Here is a 17,261-nt window from a genome sequence, read left to right on the forward strand (position 1 = left end):
GGGAACGGACCCATCGTGACGCGCGTTCTCGTGCTCACTCGTCGACGGGTTCGAGCGGGTCGGTCTTCCCCCACCGCGCCGACGCGCCCTCGGTCGGCGTCGCCCACTCGACGGCGTTGTCGATGACCCGTTTGACCTCGTCCTGGTGGAAGATGGGATACTCCTCGTGGCCCGGTCGGAAGGCGAAGATTCGCCCGCGGCCGCGGCGATAGCAGACGCCCGAGCGGAACACGTCTCCGCCTTCGAACCACGAGATGAAGACGGTTCTGTCGGGTTCCGGGATGTCGTACGGCTCGCCGTAGGTCTCTGTCTCCGGGATGACGAACTGCTCGTCGAGGCCGTCGGCGATGGGGTGGCCGGGGTCTGCGACCCACACGCGCTCGCGCTCGCCGCCGTGGCGGTACTTGATGTTGCAGGTCGTGCCCATCAGCCGCGTGAACGGTTTCGAGTTCTTGCCCGAGTGCAGCGGGATGAAGCCCATCCCCTCGTGGACGCGGTCGACGACGCGCTCCGCGACGGCGTCTTTCACCTCGTCGTTGGCGCAGTGGGACCACCAGACCAGTACGTCCGTCGCGTCCAGCGTCTCCTCGTCTAAGCCGTGTTCGGGCTCCTGCAACGTCGCCGTCCGAACCTCGCGGTTCGGCCCCTCCAGATGTTCCGCGATGGTGCCGTGGATTCCCTTCGGATACCGCTCTGCGACCTCTGGTTCTTCCCGTTCGTGGACGTTCTCGTTCCAGACGGTGACTCGTGTCGGCATGCGCCATAGTGTTCGCCCCCGTTGATAAATTCTCCTCCCGAGCGAGATATTGGCTACCACTCGCTGCTCCAGACTGTTCCCCTAATGGGAACTCACTGCCGATTGTCGACACATGGGCTGTCGCTGCAGAATCTGGAATCTTGTGGTTTTGAACGCCGCGTACCGAGGGAATATCCTCGTCTCCCCGGCCGACAAGCATTACGGTTATATGGTTGTAATCTGACTGCCGAAACGTCTCTTCGACGTTCCCGAGACGGCTTCGAGAATAGTTCTCGATTAATAATTCCCAACAGGGGAACGTCTCTCGACTCGATCCCAGCTCTCGTGAGTCACTTCCACGTCGAATCGCCCGCCTCGTGCCTCACCAATCGCTCTCTTGAATGTCTGTCGGCACACCCCGAATATCGTCGTTCCCCCGAGGGGAACGAGAACTACTATATCGATTTTTCGTGCGCTTCTCCCGAACCCCGCGCGTCGCCGCCGCGGGACCTTACGACGCCGTTTCCGACCACGGGTGTTCGTAACTCGGGTCGTCCGCGAAGCGGTCGAGACCGGCGCGAATCGACATCCGACTTCCGGCGGGGAGCCGCACCCGGAGCGCGCCCGTCCCTTCGTCGCCGTCACTTGCGCTGTCGGAGTCCTCCTCGCCACGCTCCGCGCCGTCGGTCTCGACCGTCGTAAATCGGTGTTCGCCGTACGCGCCCGCTTGGACGACGACCTCCTCCTGTCTCGCCCCGGTGTTGACGAGCGTCAGTTCGATTCCCTGTTTCGTCACCGACTCCACGAGCGCGGCGACGCCCGTCGGCAGTCCCGGCCGCTCCCTGCGGGCGTCGAAGTGCCGCACTTGAGCCATGACGAGGCCGCCGTAGTAGACTGGCTGTGGCGCTCCCATGGTGAGTTGGAGCAGCGCCTTGTGGAACGCCGGGTTTCGGTCTCTGAGGTAGTCTTCGTCCACGGTCGTCGGCTCGTTCCCCTCGGCGTCGAACAGTCGCAGTCGCTCGTCGACGTGCTCGCGCGTCGCTTCGAGGATTCGGTCCGGGTAGTCCGAGAACTCCCCGTCGAGGTAGGCCAGCCACGCGTACTCGTGACCGTCGTCGTGTTTCGTCTTCGCCCGCGGGTCGACGCGTCGCCAGTCCTGTTCGCCCCAGTCGCGGAGCCGACGGACCCGATTTCGGTCCTCGTCGCGCATCGACATGTACCAGAGGTGAACCGCGTAGGGGTCGTCCGTGGGCGGCTGGAACTCGTACCAGCCGTCCCGCCACAGCACCTCCCCGTCGTCCTCCGTGAGGACGCCCGAGGCGTCGTAGTGGTAGTCGCCCTCGCCGCCGTACTTGTGCGGGATGTGGAGGGTGCTGTGTACGTCGTCTTCGGCGACCTCGATGCCGTTTTCGATGAGTACGTCGAGTTGCGACCGCGGGAAGTCGAGGTACTCCCGGTCGCCTTCGAGCAGGACCGCGTTCTCGGCGGCGACCGTCGGCCCGATGCCGATGTAGTGCCACCCGCCCCACGACCAGCCGTAGTAGCCGCCGTACCACGACCCGTCTGTGTACTCGCCGATTTCGCCGGAGCGCCCGACGTTGTCGGGGATGATGCCGCCGTTTTCGGCCGTCCGCTCCCGCCACGCGTCGAGGTAGTCGGTCACCCACTCCCGGTAGTCGTCGTCGCCCGTGTGGAGATAGGCGTTCGTCATCAGGCTCGTGATGTTGAGGTTCAGCGGGATATCGCCCTTCGCGCAGCGCTCGTTCAGCACCTCGAACAGGCGCTCTTCGTTCGCCCGGTCGAGGAGGTCCGCGGCCTCGTCGAACTCTAAATCCCGCCACGGGAGGCCGTGTCTGGCCCAGCGATAGTCCGCGCCGTAGGGGTGGTGTTCGTAGGCGGAGAAGTCGCAGAACTCCGGGCCCATGCTCCCGTTCATCGGCCCGCGGACTACCCGATTTTCGGCGTCGTAGTTCCCCGTCTCCGAGTCGGCGGTGTAGAGGTCGGCGAACTTCGTCGCTCGGTCGACGACCGCGTCGTCGTCGGGCGCGGCGAGGCCCATGTTGTACGTGTAGAGGTTGCCCTCCCCGAGGTGGAACCAGTCGCGACACTGTTCGAACTCGTCGACGACCATCGGATGGCCGAACGGCGTCTCCGTCGCCGCGCCGCGTTCCAACGCGGACTCGTACACGCGACGGGCGTGGTCGAGCAGGCGTTCGTCGCCGCCCATCGCGTACACGAGCGGCCAGTTGTAGAACCCCTCGACCACGTCGTCGAAGCCGTCGACGCCCACGTGGTCGTCCGGCGGCCAGAACGGCTCCCCGTCGGGGCCGGTGTAGTCGTCGACGAACCGGTCGACCGCGTCGGCCGTCAGGTCGAACAGTGCTCGCTGTTTGTGCGCCCACGTCGGCGGTCGAGTCGCCTCGGCGGTCGCTTCGAACTCGCGCATGCCAACATACCCCGCGTCTCGGGTGATGAATATTTGGGTCGCGCGAGTCGCGGCGCTCCGGTCGGTTCGGGCGACTACGCTCCGTCCGACTGCGTCGTCGGCGAACCTCCCGATTCAGTCGTCACTCACCGTGCCGACACCGCGCGGCTCGACCTCGTCGGTCGGCGTCTTCTGTGAGTCTCGTTCAGTCGATGAGGCGCTCGATGTCGTCGTCGAGATGGTCGTACAGCTCCTCCGCCTGGCGCTCGTCTTCGGCCGACAGCGGGCGAATCGGCTCGCGGACTCCCCCGCCGTGCAGGCCGGCCAGTTCGAGGCCTTTCTTCACCGCCGGGACGCTGATAGCGCCATCGAGGGTGTTGTTCTGTCCAGTCTGGTCGCGGAAGCTCTGGTAGGGCAGACAGATGTTCCGAAGCTCGCGGGCGCGCTCCCAGTTCTCTTCGGTGAGTGCGTCGAAGAGTTCGAGCCCGACCTCCGGCCGGAAGTTGCTCACGCCCGCCGAGAATCCCTCGATGCCCTCGTTCCAGAACGAGACGGCGAAGGGTTCGGCGAGGCCGTCCACCCAGACCACGTCGTCGCCGGTGGCGCTGGCGGCCGCGCCGAGTTTCACGGCGTCTTCGATGGCGTACTTGATGCCGACCACGCCGTCGAGCCCCGCGAGGTCGCGGAGGTAGCCGATTGACGGGTCGAACCCCTTGACGTACGGCACCAGCGGGGCCGACGAGGCTTCGGCGAGCTTTTCGTAGTAGCGAAGCAGCCCGCGCTCGTGGACGTACGTGTGGTCCGGCGGCATTATCATCATCCCGTCGACGCCGATGCGGTCGTAGGCTTCGATGAGTTCCCGCGCGCCCGCCGTGCTCCCGCCGACGCCGGCGAGGACGCACACGTCGGACGGGAGCGCATCGACGGCCGTCTCCGTCACGTCGACGCGTTCCTGCTGGGACAGCGAGTGATACTCGCTGATGTTCGCCGACGCGAGGAACGTGCGGATTCCCTCGTCGTAGAGGGTCGTCGCGTTCGCTGCCAGTTCGTCGTGTTCGATGTCGAGGTCGTCGTCGAACGGGGTGAGGAGCCCGGCGGCGACGCCGCGCAGGTGCTCGCGCACACCGCTCTCTGCGAGTGGCATACCCGAACCACCGTGCACTCGCGCATAAAATCTTCGGACAGGGGGGTCGCGAGCGACCACGAGCGCCCGAGGACCGTCAAAACAGTTATCTGCCCCATCTCTGTAGTCGAACCCATGCCGCGTCAGACAGACTCGTCTCCAATCGCCGTCGGAGTCGTCGGCCTCGGAAGCCTCGGTCGTCGGCTCTGTCAACAGTTCGTCGAACTCCCTCGGTCGGAACTCGTCGCCATCTCCGACGTGGACCCGGACGGCCTCGCCGAGGTCGGCGACTCCTTCGACGTTCCCGAGGCGCACCGCTACCGGTCGTTCGAGGCGTTCCTCGATTCGGCCCCGATGGACGCCGTCGCCGTCGCGACGCCCAACGGCCTGCACTACGAGCAGACCTCGGCCGTGTTGGACCGCGGCCTGCACGTCCTCTGCGAGAAGCCGCTCGCGACCGACGCCGAGGAGGCCTACGAACTCACGACCCGCGCCGAGGCGAGCGACCAAACCGTGATGGTCGGCTACCAGCGACACTTCAACCCGGCCTACAAGCGCGCCCGCGACGAGTGGGCCGACGGCGACCGCGTCCCGCGGTTTATCACCGGTGAGGTGACCCACGACTGGCAGTCCTACTACGAGAAGGAAGACGACTGGCGGATGAACCCCGAACTGAGCGGCGGCGGCCACCTCCTGAACGTCGGCACGCACGTCATCGACGCCATCCTCTGGACGACCGGTCTCACGCCGACCCACGTCAACGCCTACGTCGACTTCCACGACGACGAGCAGGTGTTCGACCGCCAATCCTCTATCAACATCGAGTTCGCGGAGGGCGCGATAGCGAACGTCTCCGACACGGGCGTCGTCGCGCGGACCCGCGAGCACGTCCACATCTGGGACGACGAGGGGGCGATATACCTCGAAGGCCACGAGTGGGACGACCGGACCGGCTACGTCATCGACGACGAGGGGACCGAACACCACCCCTACGACGGCTACGAGCGGTGGCTGAGCAAGGGCACCGCGTTCCTCGACGCGATAGAGACCGGCGAGACGCCGCCCGCGACCGCCCGCGACGGCCTCAAGGCGGTGCTCATCACGATGGCGGCCTACGAGTCGGGTCGGCGGAACGAACGCGTCGCCCTCGACGAACTCTACCCGTTCGCGTCCGACGTCTTCCAGTAGCGCGCCATCGTTTTCTCTCGGCTGTCCCCGCTTGTTCTCCCGCGCGAGGCGGAGTTTTATCGTGGTGGCCGATTCTGTAGAGGTATGCGAATCGCGACTATCAGCGGATACGCTCTCTCGTCACCCATCGAACCGCCGCAGGACCGCTCCTTCCACGGCGGCGTCCGTCGCCTCCTCAAACGCGACGTGGTGCTCGTCGTCGTCGAGTCGGCCGACGGAACCCGCGGTATCGCCACCGCCGGCGCGAGCAGTTCCGCGATGCGGGAGTACTTCGAGGGCGAATCGCAGGGAACCTTCGCGGACGTCGTCAACGGCGCGGTCGCCGACGCGCTCGAAGGCGAGACCGTCGAGGAAGTCGAGGACGCGCACGCGATGCTCCGCGACACCGACCTCCCCGACCGGCTCCGCCATCAGGCCATCTCGGCGCTCGACGTGGCCCTGTACGACATCCGCGGGAAGGAGGTCGGCGCGCCCATCTACGAACTGCTCGCCGACGAGTACGGCACCGACCCGACGACGGAGATGCCCCTGTACGCGAGCGCCGGGATGTACATGGAACCCGAGGGGTACGCCGAACAGGCGGCGACCATCCGCGACCTCGGCTTCTTCGGCTACAAGTACCGACCGGGCATCGGCCCCGACGGGGACCGCCGCACCGTCGAACTGCTCGCCGACGTCGCGGGCGACATGGAAGTGATGCTCGACGTGCACACGTGGTGGAAGATTCGCGACGGCTACGACCGCGAGACGGTCGAAGACCTCGTCACCTTCGCCGCCGAGCGGGACTGCTACTGGGTCGAAGAGCCCGTCTCGCCCGACGACCACGCGGGCTACGTCGAACTCGCGGAGACGGGCGCGCCGCTGGCCGGCGGCGAGAGCGAACCGACGCCAGAGGGCCTCGTCGCGCTCGGCGAGACGGGCGCGGTCGACTTCCTGCAGGGCGACGTTCGGCACCACTGCGGCTACACCGGCTGTCGCCCCGCGGTCGAGTCCTGCGTCGGCCGCGACGTGGAGTTCGTCCCGCACAACTTCGGGACGTGGGTCGGCCTGCTCGCCAACGCGCACCTCGTCGCGGCCGCGCCCGAGGTGTCGCTCCTCGAATACCCGGTCTTCGAGGACGACCCGCTCCTCGACGCCGAGACCGACCCCGGAATGTACCCCTTCGACCTCGCGTTCGACATCATCGAGGGCCAACCCGCCGTCGAGGACGGCGTCCTCTCGCTGTCCGACGAGCCGGGACTGGGAATCGAAGTGAACTTCGACGCGCTCGACGACTACCCGTTCCGCGACGGGCCGTGGACCGAGTTCCACTACGACGAGGACTGAGTCGACGGTTCGAAGCGACTCGCCGCCTTCGTCCCGTCTGTCTCGCCGCGTTCGCCGTCTGCACAAGCTATAATGCGTCTCTCCGTGGTACATTTTTCATGCACGTAACCGACATCGAAGTCATCCCGATATCGCACCGCCTCCCCGAGGGCGAGGGCCTCGGCGACGCGCGCGGGTTCGGCCACGACAGGGCGACGACGCTCATCCGCGTCGACACCGACACCGGCGACGTCGGCTGGGGCGAGGCGTTCGCCCCGGGGAGCGTTATCGCGCCCGTCGTCGACGAGTTCTTCCGCGACGACGTGGTCGGCATGGACCCCTTCGACGTGCGGCGCCTCGCGGAGGCGTCGTACACAGACCCATACCACTTCGGCGGGAGCGTCTTCGTCCAGAGCGCCCTCAGCGGCATCGACGTGGCCCTGTGGGACCTCGTCGGCAAGGCGACCGGCAAGCCCATCCACCGGCTCCTCGGTGGGACGCCGCGGGAGACGCTCACCGCCTACGCCTCGACGATGTACTTCACCGAGGCGGACCGCGACATCGCCGAGCCGATTCGGGACGCCGTCGACGAAGGATTCTCCGCGGCCAAGATAAAAATCGGCAACGGCACCGACTCCGACGTGGAGCGGGTTCGAACCGCCCGCCAACTCCTCGGCGACGACGCGCGGCTGATGGTCGACATCAACGGGAACTACCGGCCGCGACAGGCGATTCGCACCGCGAAGGCCATCGAGGAGTTCGACATCACGTGGATGGAAGAACCCGTCCCGCCGGAGAACCTCTCGGGCTACCGCGAGGTCAAACGCGGCGTCGACGTGCCCCTCGCGGCCGGTGAGGCGCACTACGGCCGCTTCGAGTTCAAGCGCCTCGTGGACGACCGGACGGTCGACGTGGTCCAGCCGAACCTCGGGCGATGCGGCGGGCTCTCGGAGGCGAGTCGCATCGCCGACCTCGCCAGCACGGAGAACGTGGCGGTCCGGCCGCACATCTGGAACAGCGCGGTCGGCCTCGCCGCGGCGGTCCAGTTCGCGGCGTCGGTCTCGGACTACCCGCACACGCGGCACGTCCCGGACCCGATGATGGTCGAGTTCGACCGGAGCGAGAATCCGCTCCGCGACGAGATTCTGCGGACCCCGTTCGACCCGACCGGCGGCGAGGTGGACGTGCCGCAGGCCCCCGGCCTGGGCGTCGAAATCGACGAGGACGCGGTCGAACGGTACCGCGCCGACCGCTGAGCGCGGGTCGCTCGTTCGTCTCCCCGCCGCTGCACCGCCGAACCGACCTCGCGCTGTTCCGACTCGCGGGATAGTTTTATGCGTTAAAGCACCGTGGCACCGGTATGCAGTCATCGCTAGTGGTAGTCGACAGCACGGACTCCAACGAGCGCCTCCTCGTCGAGGCGGGGCAAATCGCGGCCGGCACGGACACGCCGCTCGTGCTCCTCACGCGCATCACCGAGGACGAAATCGTCGAGAACGCCGAGACGTTGCAGGCGATGAGCGACGCCGCCAACACGCCGCTGGAGTCGAACTCGGCGCGGGAAGTCGCCACGCGATTCGCGTCGCAGGCCGCCGACGAGGCGTTCGAGTCGGTGGACGGAACCGTGGAATACGACGCCGTCACCGTCGTCGCCGACGAGGGCGAGTTCGCGGACGAGGTGATTCGCGTCGCCGACGAGCGCGGCTGTGACCACGTCTACGTCGCCGGTCGACAGCGCTCGCCAACCGGGAAGGCGCTGTTCGGCGACACCGCACAGCGGGTCGTCCTCAACTTCGACGGGCCGGTCACCATCCTGACCGAGTGACGGAGCGGCCGGAACCCCCCCGAAACGACAGCTATTTGCGACCGCGACTCGTCACGTGTTATCACATGTATCAGCTGTCGGAGCAAGCGGAGCCTGTACCGTCGGGTTCGTCCCGAACCATCGACATCGGCTACATCGGCGGCGGGAGTCAGGGGTGGGCCCACACGCTCATCAACGACCTCGCGCAGTGTCCGGACCTCGCGGGGAGCGTCACGCTGTACGACGTGAACTACGAGATGGCGTCGAAGAACGCCCTCCTCGGCAACCGCGTGATGGACCGCGAGGAAGCGGTCGGCGACTGGTCGTTCGAGGCGACCCGGAGCATGGACAAGGCGCTCGACGGGGCCGACTTCGTCATCTGCTCGATTCAGGACCCGCCGGGTGAGACGTTCGTCCACGACATCGACGTGCCCCAGGAGTACGGCATCTATCAGACGGTCGCCGACACCGTCGGCCCCGGCGGGGCGATTCGGGCGCTGCGAGCGATTCCGCAGTACCGCGAAATCGCCGCGACGGTCCGCGAGCGCTGCCCGGACGCGTGGGTCATCAACTACACCAACCCGATGACGGTCTGCACGCGGACGCTCTACGAGGAGTTCCCCGACATCAAGGCCATCGGGCTCTGCCACGAGGTGTTCAAGACCCAGAAGCTGTTCGCCGAGATGGCGGAGCGCTACATCGACGAGGCCGAGGACGTCGCCCGCGACGAGGTTCGGGTCAACGTCAAGGGCGTCAACCACTTCACGTGGGTCGACGAGGCGCGGTGGCGCGACCGCGACGTGTTCCAGTACCTCGACGAGGAACTCGAGCGTCGGAAACCGCTTTTCGACCGCGAGCCGGGCGACCTCGACGCCGAGTCCTACTGGGTGAACAACGAGGAAGTCGCGCTCGACCTCTACGACCGCTTCGGCGTCCTCGGCGCGGCGGGTGACCGCCACCTCGTGGAGTTCGTCCCGTGGTATCTGAGCATCGACGAGCCGGAGGAAATCCAGCGCTACGGGATCCGGCTCACGCCGAGTTCGGCCCGCGTCTCCGACGACGAGGGGCCAGACGAGATGGAGCGCTACCTCGAAGGCGACGCGGAGTTCGAGTTCCACGAGTCCGGAGAGGAGGCGGTCGACATCATGCGGGCGCTCTCCGGCGAGGGGACGTTCGTCACGCACCTCAACTACCCCAACGAGGGGCAGGTCGACGGCATCCCCGAGGGCGCGGTCGTGGAGACGAACGCGCTCCTCTCCGGCGACGACGTGACGCCTCTCTGTGCGGGCGGCCTGCCCGACGAGGTCGAGAGCATGGTCGAAACCCACGTCACGAATCAGGAGACGCTCGTGCGCGCGGGCTTCGAGGGCGACCTCGACCTCGCGTTTCAGGCGTTCCTCAACGAACCGCTCGTCACCGTCTCGCGCGACGAGGCCCAGGAGCTGTTCGCCAAACTCGTCGAACTGGAGCGCGAGTACTTCGCCGACTACGACCTCGACGCGTCGGTCCTGCGGGCGTAAGCCGGCGTTTCGAACCCTCGCGAACGGGTCAACCCCCGCTTTCGGGGCCAGCTATTTATTCCGCCGCACTGTCGGTACACGCGATGTCGAGCGCCAATAGCCGCGGTCTGAGCTTCGGCTGTCAAGTTGTCAGCTACGGAAACGTCGAGAAAACCATCGAGCGAGCGGTCCGAGCCGAGACGGCCGGGTTCGACACCGTCACCGTCCCGGACCACCTGTTTCACCCGACCGGCTCGGAGGAGTATCTGGTGGACCCGCCGTGGGAGGCGTTCTCCGTCCTCGGGGCGATAGCCCAGCGCACCGAGGAGGTGACCCTCATGCCCGGCGTCGCGGACTCGGTGCGCCGTCACCCGACCGAACTCGCGCACGTCACGGCCACGCTCGACCGGATGACGGACGGCCGCGCCGGTCTCGGTATCGGGGCCGGCGAGGCGTTCAACTTCGCCCCGATTTCGGACATCGACTGGGACGACCCGTACACCCGGTTCAGGGAGTGCGTCGCCGTCATCGACGGCCTGTGGAACTCATCGGTCGACGAGCCGTTCTCGTTCGCGGGCGACTACTTCGACCTCGACGAGGCGCACATGGGGTTGAAGCCCGCACAGGAGCCGCGTCCGCCGCTCTGGATAGGCGGTTACGGCGAGAGCATGCGCGGCCTGACGGGCGCGGTCGCCGACGGCTGGTTCCCGTGGATTTACTCGCCCGACGAGTACGCGGCCGACCTTCGGAAAGTCCTCGACGTGGCCGCGGACCGCGGCCGCGACCCCGACGCCATCGACCGCGCGGTCATGGTTCCGACGACAGTCTCCGAGGACGGCGACGAGGCCCGTGCGGCCGGTATCGAGCGCAACCGCGTGAACCTCGCGCTCCGACCGCCGCTCCTCGCCGACATGGGCTACGAGGACATCGCGGAGTCGACGCCCATCATGTGGCAGATGGCGTTCGACGAGGAACAGGAGCGTCAGCTGTCGGCGGCGGCCGAGCGCATCCCGGACGAGGCAGTCGACGACATCTGCGTCGCCGGCGACCCCGAGCGCGCCATCGAGCGAATCGAGGCGTTCCGCGACGCGGGGGTCGACAACCTCGTTCTCATCCCCGTCGGCGACTACGAGGAGACGATGCGGCACTACGAAAACGAGATTATTCCGTACTTCGGCGAGCGGTAGCGCGGCCGGGCGAATGGGTGCGCCGGTCGCCGACACCGGCCGATGCGGTCAGTCGGTCACTCCCGTGCGCCGTCGCTGACGCCGGGTTCCTGCCGGTTGTCGTCGTCGTCTCCTCTGCTCGCTTCGATTCGCGGCTCCACGCCGAACCGGTAGTACGCCGTCCAGACGGCCGCTACGACGGCGACGATGGCGAACAGCGTCGGCGACCACTCCATGCCGAGCTGCTGGGCCAGCCACATTCCCGAGAGCATGACGCCGAGGACGAACACGAACACGGTCAGGTCGGCGGTTCGAAGATTCATGTACCGACGTTCGGAACCGACCGGGATAAACGTTCACACGGCGACGCGCGAGCGCCTCGCTCAGTCGCGGACCAGCCAGCCGACGGCGTTGCGGAGCAGCCGCCGGTAGTCGTCGTTCTCGAAGGCCTCGGCGGTGTGTCCGAGCGACGCGTAACAGACCCGCCCCGCGCCGTACTCGCGGACCCACGCGACCGGGTAGTCGGTCAGGTCGGGGTGGGCCATGCGCGCAAGTACGGTCACGTCGTCGTCAACGTCGACCTGATACGGCTCGTCGAACACCTCGAAGTCGCCGACGCCGTCGGTCACGGCGTGGTCGGAGACGATTTCGACGCCGAACGTCGATTGCTCGGGGTGGGTGAGGAAGTGGCCGCCGAGGAGGTCGCGGAGGTCGGGAAACGGCTCGTCGCGCTTGTCGAGGCCGCCGTCGCCGTCGTGGACGTTGATGAGGTCGGCGGCGCAGTGGAGGCCTAGGTAGGCTCCGCCGTCGCGGACGAACCCGAGGAGACCGTCTAACTGCTCGGGTGTCAGGGTGGCGTCCGTCAGGTAGTCCACGACGAGGTCGTAGCCCGCGAGGTCGGCGAGGGCGTCTTTGTCGGTCGTCGCGGTCATCTCGGCGGCGTCGTCGATGGCGGACTCGATGTGCGGTCGCATCTCCTCGAAGTCGTGGAACGAGAAGGTCGTCTCTCCGATGACTAACGCGGACGGCTGCTGCATGGGCTGTCGTTCAGTTCCCGCGCGAAAAGTCGTTTCGGTGCCACCGCGGCTTGCTCGGCACGACCGGCCGGGGCACCCGCCCGAGGCGACCGCTCACTCGAACTCGATGCGCCCGAAGTACGCCGGCGAGTGGTACGTCGGCTCCGGCAGCTCGATGCGGTTCCACGTCCCCTTCTGCGCGTCGGGTAGACCGCTCCGGTAGAAGTTCCCGCGCCAGACCGTCCCCGAGTCGAGTTCGAGCGGGAGGTCGGTCAGCGACCGGAGCGTCGACCGCGGGAGCCGCGCCGCGAGCCACCACGAGTCGTCGTCCGGGGACGCGGTCTTCGTGGGGCCGGGGACGGACGTCTCCACCTCGACGGCCGCCGCGTCGGTCGGCGAGACGAGGTCGCGGCCGACGTCGCGCTCGCGCCAGTTCGGCTCCTGCCACGCGAGTTTGAACGTGCCGCAGCAGTTCGCCTCGAAGTTGAAGTACCGCCCCGGCGAGCCGTCCTCGGGCGGGGCCGGCGTGGCGAACAGTTCGACCGAACTGTCCTCGAACGTCGGTCCGTTCAGCTCCGTCACGTCGGCGGTTATCTCGTCGTCCTCGACGTGGAACTGCAGGTAGAGCGCCTCCGCGTCGAACAGCGCCCTGACCGTCGTCTCCGGACCGGGCTCGTCGCCCCACGCGTACTCGTCCAGTCGGGCGACGTTCGCCCGCTCCCACACCGTCCCGTCGACCGCACCGGTCAGCGGGACCGCTCTGTCCGCGTCGATGCGGCTGACTTCGTAGGTTCGCATACGACTCACTCACTCGACCCGCCCGCAAGAGCGTTCCGCCCGCGCCCGACGAAACCACTTTGTCGGGCGCTACCGAATCGCGTGGTATGAGACGAGAGTTCACCGGCTACCGCCGGGAGAGCGGCCGCATCGGGGTCAGAAACCACGTCGCCGTCCTTCCGACCTCGGTCGCGTCGTCCTGCGTCGCCCGCGGCATCGCGGCCGAGGCGGGGGCGTGGGCGCGCGCAACGCCGCACCAGATGGGGGCGAATCAACCGGACGAGGCGCGAGCGCAGACCGAGCGGGTGCTGGTCGGCGTCGGGCGCAACCCGAACGTCGGCGCGGCGCTCGTCGTCGAGTTCGGGACCGAGGACATCGACGCCGCCGACCTCGCGGACCGAATCGCCCGGGACGGTAAGCCGGTCGAGACGCTCTCGGTCCGCGAGGTCGGCGGGACGGCGGCGGCCCTCCAGCGCGGGCGAACCGCCCTCGACTCGCTGAACGAGGCGGCCGCGGACGCCCGCCACGAGTCGGCCGACGCGAGCGAACTCGTCGTCGGCGTCGAGTGCGGCGGGAGCGACGCCACCTCGGGCATCGCAGCCAACCCCGCCGTCGGCGACGCCTGCGACCGCCTCGTCGCGGCCGGGGGAACCGCCTCGTTCAGCGAGACGCCGGAGTTCATCGGCGCGGAGCACGTCCTCGCGGAGCGATGCGCCGACGAGGAGACCCGCCGCCGACTGCTCGACCGTGTCGAGCGCCGCGAGGCGACGGCCGACCTGATGGGCGTCGACCTCCGGGGCGCACAGCCCTCGCCCGGCAATCAGGAGGGCGGCCTCACGACCATCGAGGAAAAGAGCCTCGGGGCGATTTCGAAGGGCGGGACGACCCCCGTGCGCGGCATCGTCGACTACGCCGAGCGCCTGCCGGTCGGCGGCGGCCTCGTTCTGATGGACACGCCGGGCTACGACGTGGAGAGCGTCGTCGGCAAGGTCGCCGGCGGGGCGCAGATTATCGTCTTCACCACCGGGCGCGGGAGTACCACCGGCAACCCCGTCGCGCCCGTGGTGAAGGTCACGGGCAACCCCCGGACGTGGGAGCGCATGCGGTCGAACATGGACGTGAACGCCGGGGCGGTGGTCGAGGGTGACGCGACGATTTCCGAGGTTGGTGAGCGCATCTTCGACGAAGTGCTCGCCGTCGCCGACGGGAAGCGAACCGGGGCCGAGACGCGCCGGATGGAGGAGTTCGCCATCACGGAGATCCACCCGCGCGAACTCGCGGAGGTGCGGGGTAGATGAAGGGCCGCGTCCTCGACGGGGCCGCTCTCGTGTTGGCCGACGGCGACAGCGTGGCGACGGCGCTCGAAGACCTCGACGCCGGGCGTGAGGTTCGCGACGGAGACCGCGCCGTGACGCTCGCAGACGACGTTCCGTTCGGCCACAAGTTCGCCCTCGAACCGCTGTCCGCGGGCGAGACGGTCCGTAAGTACGGCGAGGTCATCGGGCGGACCACGGAGGCCGTCGCGGCCGGCGAGTGGGTCCACACGCACAACTGCGAGAGCACCCGCGGCCGCGGCGACGTGGCGGCGGCGGAGGTGGAGCGATGACCCGGAATCCACACCCGGACCCCCGCCCAGTCACCACAGACTCGTTCGCGGGCTACCGTCGACCAGACGGCCACCTCGGAATCCGAAACCGGGTACTCGTCCTCCCGTCGGTCATCTGCTCGCACGTCGTCGCCGAGGAGATAGCCGCCGGCTCGCCCGGTGCGGTGGCCGCGCCCCACGACCACGGCTGCGGGCAGTTGGGCGCGGACGCCGAGCAGACCGAACGGACGCTCGTCGGTCTCGCCGGGAACCCGAACGTCGCGGGTACGGTCGTCGTCGGTCTCGGCTGCGAGACGGTCCGGAGCGACGTCGTCGCCGCGGCGGTCGAAGAACGCGGGCTTCCGGTCCGCGAACTCACGATACAGGACGCCGGCGGGACCGACGCCTGCGTCGACCGCGGCACGGACGCCGTCGCCGACCTCCGGGAGTCGGCCGCCGCTCAGGGGACGGACGGGGCGACCGCGACAGCCGACGAACCGCCGGCGACCCTCGGTGATCTCACGGTCGGCGTCGTCGTCGACGACCTCGCGGACTCGACCAGACGGCACGCCTACCCGCTCGTCGCCGAGTTGGTCGAGCGGGTCGCGTCAGCCGGCGGACGGGTCGTCGTCGCCGGCAACGAGCGGTTCGCCGCGCACCCCGAGGAGACCCGGTCGCTCGTCGGCGACGCGGCCGCCGACCGACTGCTCGACGCGGCCGGTCGCCCCGCGAGGGCGACGCGCGTCGGAACGGAGGCGGCGGCCCGAGGCTTTGCGGCCGCGACGGGATTCATCGGCGACGCGCCGGTCGCGGGTGTCGCGGCGTACGGCCAACGAGTCGATGAAGCTGACGCCGCCGATGCCGCCGCCGGCGCGGTGACGCTGCTCGACGCGCCCTCTCGGGTCGAGGAGGCCGCGACCGGTCTCGCCGCCGCGGGCGCGCACCTCGTTCTCCACGTCACCGGACAGGGAACGCCCGCCGGCCATCCCGTCGTTCCGGTGGTGAAACTCTCGGGCGACGCGGACACGCTCGCGGCCGTCCCCGACGATATCGACCTCGACGCCCGCGACGCCGACGCGGACGACCTCGAATCGCTCCTTCTCGGCGTCGCCGACGGCGACCGGACGTGCGCCGAGCGACACGGGCTCACGGAGTTCGCAATCGCCCGTGCCGGCCCGTCGACCTGACGGTCGTATCGAGTCCCACACCGCCGCCCTCGTCGCATCGTCTTCCGGCTCGCCAATCTTTATTGGGTGGTAGTGTCACACCCGGTCGTAGTGGTAGTCAATCAGCAGGCTCGACCAGCGGGTCGTGGACAGCGGAGCGCACTCGCACTCATCGGCATCTCTCGCGTCGCGTGTGGGTCGCTCTTCGGCACGGCGATGGCACTCTACATCGGAGAACAGGGGTCGCCGTTCGCGGTGAGCCTCGCGTACGCGGCGTTCTCCTTCGGACTGTTCGTGTTCGCCCCGGTCTGGGGCGCAATCGCCGACATCACGGGGCGGCGGCGGGCGATACTCATCGGGACCGCGTTCCTCTCGACGCTCGCCATCGTCCCGCTGACCGTGACAGCGTCGGTCCCGCTCCAAATCGTCTGTCGGGGCCTCTTCGCGGTGTTCACCGCCGGCTTCCAGTCGGTGATTCTCACCATCGTGAGCGAGTCGGGCGGCGAGTCGGAGCGCGGGCGGTCCATCGGTTTCTACAGCAGCGCCCGCTCTACCGGAGCCATCAGCGGTCGGCTGTTCGTCGGCTACCTCGTCGGCCTGCTCGTGCCGACCGACCTCTATCTCGTCGTCGTCGGCCTCGGCCTCGTGGCGACGCTCCTCACGCTCCGCATCGCCGACCCGACGCCGCCGTCCGAAGAGACGCTGACCACGGGTCGACTCCTGGGGGAAGTCCGCGGGCGACTCCTCCCCGGCGGCGCGCGGCGGGAACTGTTCGAGCGGACCGGACTCGGCTGGCTGTACGTCGGTATCGTCCTCCGGAACATGACCGAGAAGGGCTTCATCTCGGTCGTCCCGGTGTTCCTCGTCGCCGACGTGGGGCTCTCGAACGTCGTCATGGGCGCCGTGCTCGCGGTCAGTCCCGCGGTCCGAGTCGTCTCGATGTACGGCTTCGGCCGCCTGAGCGACAGCATCGGCCGGAAGAAGCTCATCGTGGGCGGACTCGCCGGCAGCGGCGTGCAGGCGCTCGTCGTCGTTCTCGCGCTCCTCCCCGACGGGCAACTCGCCCGCATCGGTATCAGCAGCACCGCCTTCGTCGTCCACGCGGTCACGTTCTCGATGCTCACCGTGGGCACCATCGCCTTCGTCGCCGACGTGGCCCCCGTCGACCGCGAGTCGGAACTGATGGGGCTCCGGTCGACCGCCCGCGGCCTCGGCGGCGTCCTCGGACCGCTCCTCGTCGGCGTGCTCGCCACCCGGTTCGACTACGCCACGGCGTTCGTCTGTACCAGCGTCCTCGCGTTCGTCGCCGCCGGGCTGGTCGGGCGGACGCTCAGGGAGAGCTTCTCACCCGAGTGAGCCGCGCCACGCCGTACGACCGCCCGGCCGCGACCCCCGCTCGTAAACGCTTATCACGCCGCCCGCTGACGTTCCAGTCGATGACGCCTACAGTCACAGTCACGCTTTCGCCCGA

16 protein-coding genes are annotated in these 17,261 nt (G+C 68.3%); 10 read left to right on the plus strand and 6 right to left on the minus strand.

Translation table 11 applies throughout. The features are described 5' to 3' along the window. Positions 1-34: 34 nt before the first annotated feature. The 3 genes from DEQ92_RS13210 to DEQ92_RS13220 form a co-directional block, all read right to left on the minus strand. The gene (locus DEQ92_RS13210; protein WP_004971509.1) at positions 35-757 is read right to left on the minus strand and encodes a ThuA domain-containing protein; all 723 of its coding nucleotides are present in this window, start codon (positions 755-757) and stop codon (positions 35-37) included. A gap of 490 nt (positions 758-1,247) precedes the next feature. Further along, positions 1,248-3,182, minus strand: coding sequence for a hypothetical protein (locus DEQ92_RS13215; RefSeq protein ID WP_004971510.1), 1,935 nt, complete (start codon positions 3,180-3,182; stop codon positions 1,248-1,250). Positions 3,183-3,366: 184 nt separating this feature from the next. Then, entirely contained in the window at positions 3,367-4,305 is a 939-nt protein-coding gene (locus DEQ92_RS13220; protein ID WP_115820938.1) for a dihydrodipicolinate synthase family protein, read from the minus strand. A 114-nt stretch (positions 4,306-4,419) separates the two neighbouring features. Here DEQ92_RS13220 and DEQ92_RS13225 point away from each other — a divergent pair, with 114 nt between their 5' ends. From DEQ92_RS13225 to DEQ92_RS13250, 6 genes are all read left to right on the plus strand, one after another. Continuing rightward, positions 4,420-5,472 carry a Gfo/Idh/MocA family protein gene (locus DEQ92_RS13225; RefSeq protein WP_004971515.1) on the plus strand — a complete coding sequence of 351 codons (1,053 nt, stop codon included), beginning with the start codon at positions 4,420-4,422 and terminating at the stop codon, positions 5,470-5,472. Between the two features lie 84 nt (positions 5,473-5,556). Next, on the plus strand, positions 5,557-6,798 hold the full coding sequence (locus DEQ92_RS13230) for a mandelate racemase/muconate lactonizing enzyme family protein (protein WP_115820939.1): 1,242 nt from the start codon (positions 5,557-5,559) through the stop codon (positions 6,796-6,798). A 98-nt stretch (positions 6,799-6,896) separates the two neighbouring features. Further along, positions 6,897-8,033: a mandelate racemase/muconate lactonizing enzyme family protein gene (locus DEQ92_RS13235; protein ID WP_115820940.1), complete on the plus strand. Its 1,137-nt coding sequence runs from the start codon at positions 6,897-6,899 to the stop codon at positions 8,031-8,033. A gap of 119 nt (positions 8,034-8,152) precedes the next feature. Beyond that, positions 8,153-8,602 carry a universal stress protein gene (locus DEQ92_RS13240; protein WP_008097155.1) on the plus strand — a complete coding sequence of 150 codons (450 nt, stop codon included), beginning with the start codon at positions 8,153-8,155 and terminating at the stop codon, positions 8,600-8,602. Between the two features lie 65 nt (positions 8,603-8,667). Next, positions 8,668-10,101 (plus strand): glycoside hydrolase family 4, encoded by a 1,434-nt coding sequence (locus DEQ92_RS13245; RefSeq protein ID WP_050459983.1) that lies wholly within the window; start codon positions 8,668-8,670, stop codon positions 10,099-10,101. 83 nt (positions 10,102-10,184) lie between these two features. After that, the gene (locus tag DEQ92_RS13250; protein WP_115820941.1) at positions 10,185-11,267 is read left to right on the plus strand and encodes an LLM class flavin-dependent oxidoreductase; all 1,083 of its coding nucleotides are present in this window, start codon (positions 10,185-10,187) and stop codon (positions 11,265-11,267) included. Positions 11,268-11,323: 56 nt separating this feature from the next. Here DEQ92_RS13250 and DEQ92_RS13255 read toward each other — a convergent pair whose 3' ends face one another. The 3 genes from DEQ92_RS13255 to DEQ92_RS13265 all read right to left on the minus strand — a co-directional run bounded on the left by DEQ92_RS13255 (position 11,324) and on the right by DEQ92_RS13265 (position 13,060). Beyond that, the gene (locus tag DEQ92_RS13255) at positions 11,324-11,569 is read right to left on the minus strand and encodes a hypothetical protein (protein WP_004971529.1); all 246 of its coding nucleotides are present in this window, start codon (positions 11,567-11,569) and stop codon (positions 11,324-11,326) included. 60 nt (positions 11,570-11,629) lie between these two features. After that, a complete protein-coding gene (locus DEQ92_RS13260; RefSeq protein ID WP_115820942.1) occupies positions 11,630-12,283 on the minus strand; it encodes a ThuA domain-containing protein in 654 nt (217 codons plus the stop codon). Between the two features lie 93 nt (positions 12,284-12,376). Continuing rightward, entirely contained in the window at positions 12,377-13,060 is a 684-nt protein-coding gene (locus DEQ92_RS13265; RefSeq protein WP_004971534.1) for a carbohydrate-binding family 9-like protein, read from the minus strand. Between the two features lie 86 nt (positions 13,061-13,146). Between DEQ92_RS13265 and DEQ92_RS13270 the strand changes: the two genes are divergently transcribed. The 4 genes from DEQ92_RS13270 (at position 13,147) to DEQ92_RS13285 (ending at position 17,146) form a co-directional block, all read left to right on the plus strand. After that, positions 13,147-14,337 carry a UxaA family hydrolase gene (locus DEQ92_RS13270; RefSeq protein WP_004971537.1) on the plus strand — a complete coding sequence of 397 codons (1,191 nt, stop codon included), beginning with the start codon at positions 13,147-13,149 and terminating at the stop codon, positions 14,335-14,337. Then, positions 14,334-14,645: a UxaA family hydrolase gene (locus DEQ92_RS13275; protein ID WP_004971538.1), complete on the plus strand. Its 312-nt coding sequence runs from the start codon at positions 14,334-14,336 to the stop codon at positions 14,643-14,645. Before DEQ92_RS13270 ends, DEQ92_RS13275 begins: the two co-directional genes overlap by 4 nt. After that, on the plus strand, positions 14,642-15,811 hold the full coding sequence (locus tag DEQ92_RS13280; RefSeq protein WP_115820943.1) for a UxaA family hydrolase: 1,170 nt from the start codon (positions 14,642-14,644) through the stop codon (positions 15,809-15,811). The genes DEQ92_RS13275 and DEQ92_RS13280 overlap by 4 nt, the downstream gene beginning before the upstream one ends. Before the next feature lie 150 nt (positions 15,812-15,961). Further along, on the plus strand, positions 15,962-17,146 hold the full coding sequence (locus DEQ92_RS13285; RefSeq protein ID WP_115821012.1) for an MFS transporter: 1,185 nt from the start codon (positions 15,962-15,964) through the stop codon (positions 17,144-17,146). Positions 17,147-17,261: the final 115 nt, after the last annotated feature.

This window comes from Haloferax sp. Atlit-6N (genome assembly GCF_003383195.1).
Lineage (GTDB): Archaea > Halobacteriota > Halobacteria > Halobacteriales > Haloferacaceae > Haloferax > Haloferax gibbonsii.

Bases quoted from the DNA above. Each gene is read 5' to 3' on its own strand.
- DEQ92_RS13210 (WP_004971509.1), bottom strand. From the start codon at position 757: ATGCCGACACGAGTCACCGTCTGGAACGAGAACGTCCACGAACGGGAA.
- DEQ92_RS13215 (WP_004971510.1), bottom strand. From the start codon at position 3,182: ATGCGCGAGTTCGAAGCGACCGCCGAGGCGACTCGACCGCCGACGTGG.
- DEQ92_RS13220 (WP_115820938.1), bottom strand. From the start codon at position 4,305: ATGCCACTCGCAGAGAGCGGTGTGCGCGAGCACCTGCGCGGCGTCGCC.
- DEQ92_RS13225 (WP_004971515.1), top strand. From the start codon at position 4,420: ATGCCGCGTCAGACAGACTCGTCTCCAATCGCCGTCGGAGTCGTCGGC.
- DEQ92_RS13230 (WP_115820939.1), top strand. From the start codon at position 5,557: ATGCGAATCGCGACTATCAGCGGATACGCTCTCTCGTCACCCATCGAA.
- DEQ92_RS13235 (WP_115820940.1), top strand. From the start codon at position 6,897: ATGCACGTAACCGACATCGAAGTCATCCCGATATCGCACCGCCTCCCC.
- DEQ92_RS13245 (WP_050459983.1), top strand. From the start codon at position 8,668: ATGTATCAGCTGTCGGAGCAAGCGGAGCCTGTACCGTCGGGTTCGTCC.
- DEQ92_RS13250 (WP_115820941.1), top strand. From the start codon at position 10,185: ATGTCGAGCGCCAATAGCCGCGGTCTGAGCTTCGGCTGTCAAGTTGTC.
- DEQ92_RS13255 (WP_004971529.1), bottom strand. From the start codon at position 11,569: ATGAATCTTCGAACCGCCGACCTGACCGTGTTCGTGTTCGTCCTCGGC.
- DEQ92_RS13260 (WP_115820942.1), bottom strand. From the start codon at position 12,283: ATGCAGCAGCCGTCCGCGTTAGTCATCGGAGAGACGACCTTCTCGTTC.
- DEQ92_RS13265 (WP_004971534.1), bottom strand. From the start codon at position 13,060: ATGCGAACCTACGAAGTCAGCCGCATCGACGCGGACAGAGCGGTCCCG.
- DEQ92_RS13270 (WP_004971537.1), top strand. From the start codon at position 13,147: ATGAGACGAGAGTTCACCGGCTACCGCCGGGAGAGCGGCCGCATCGGG.
- DEQ92_RS13275 (WP_004971538.1), top strand. From the start codon at position 14,334: ATGAAGGGCCGCGTCCTCGACGGGGCCGCTCTCGTGTTGGCCGACGGC.
- DEQ92_RS13280 (WP_115820943.1), top strand. From the start codon at position 14,642: ATGACCCGGAATCCACACCCGGACCCCCGCCCAGTCACCACAGACTCG.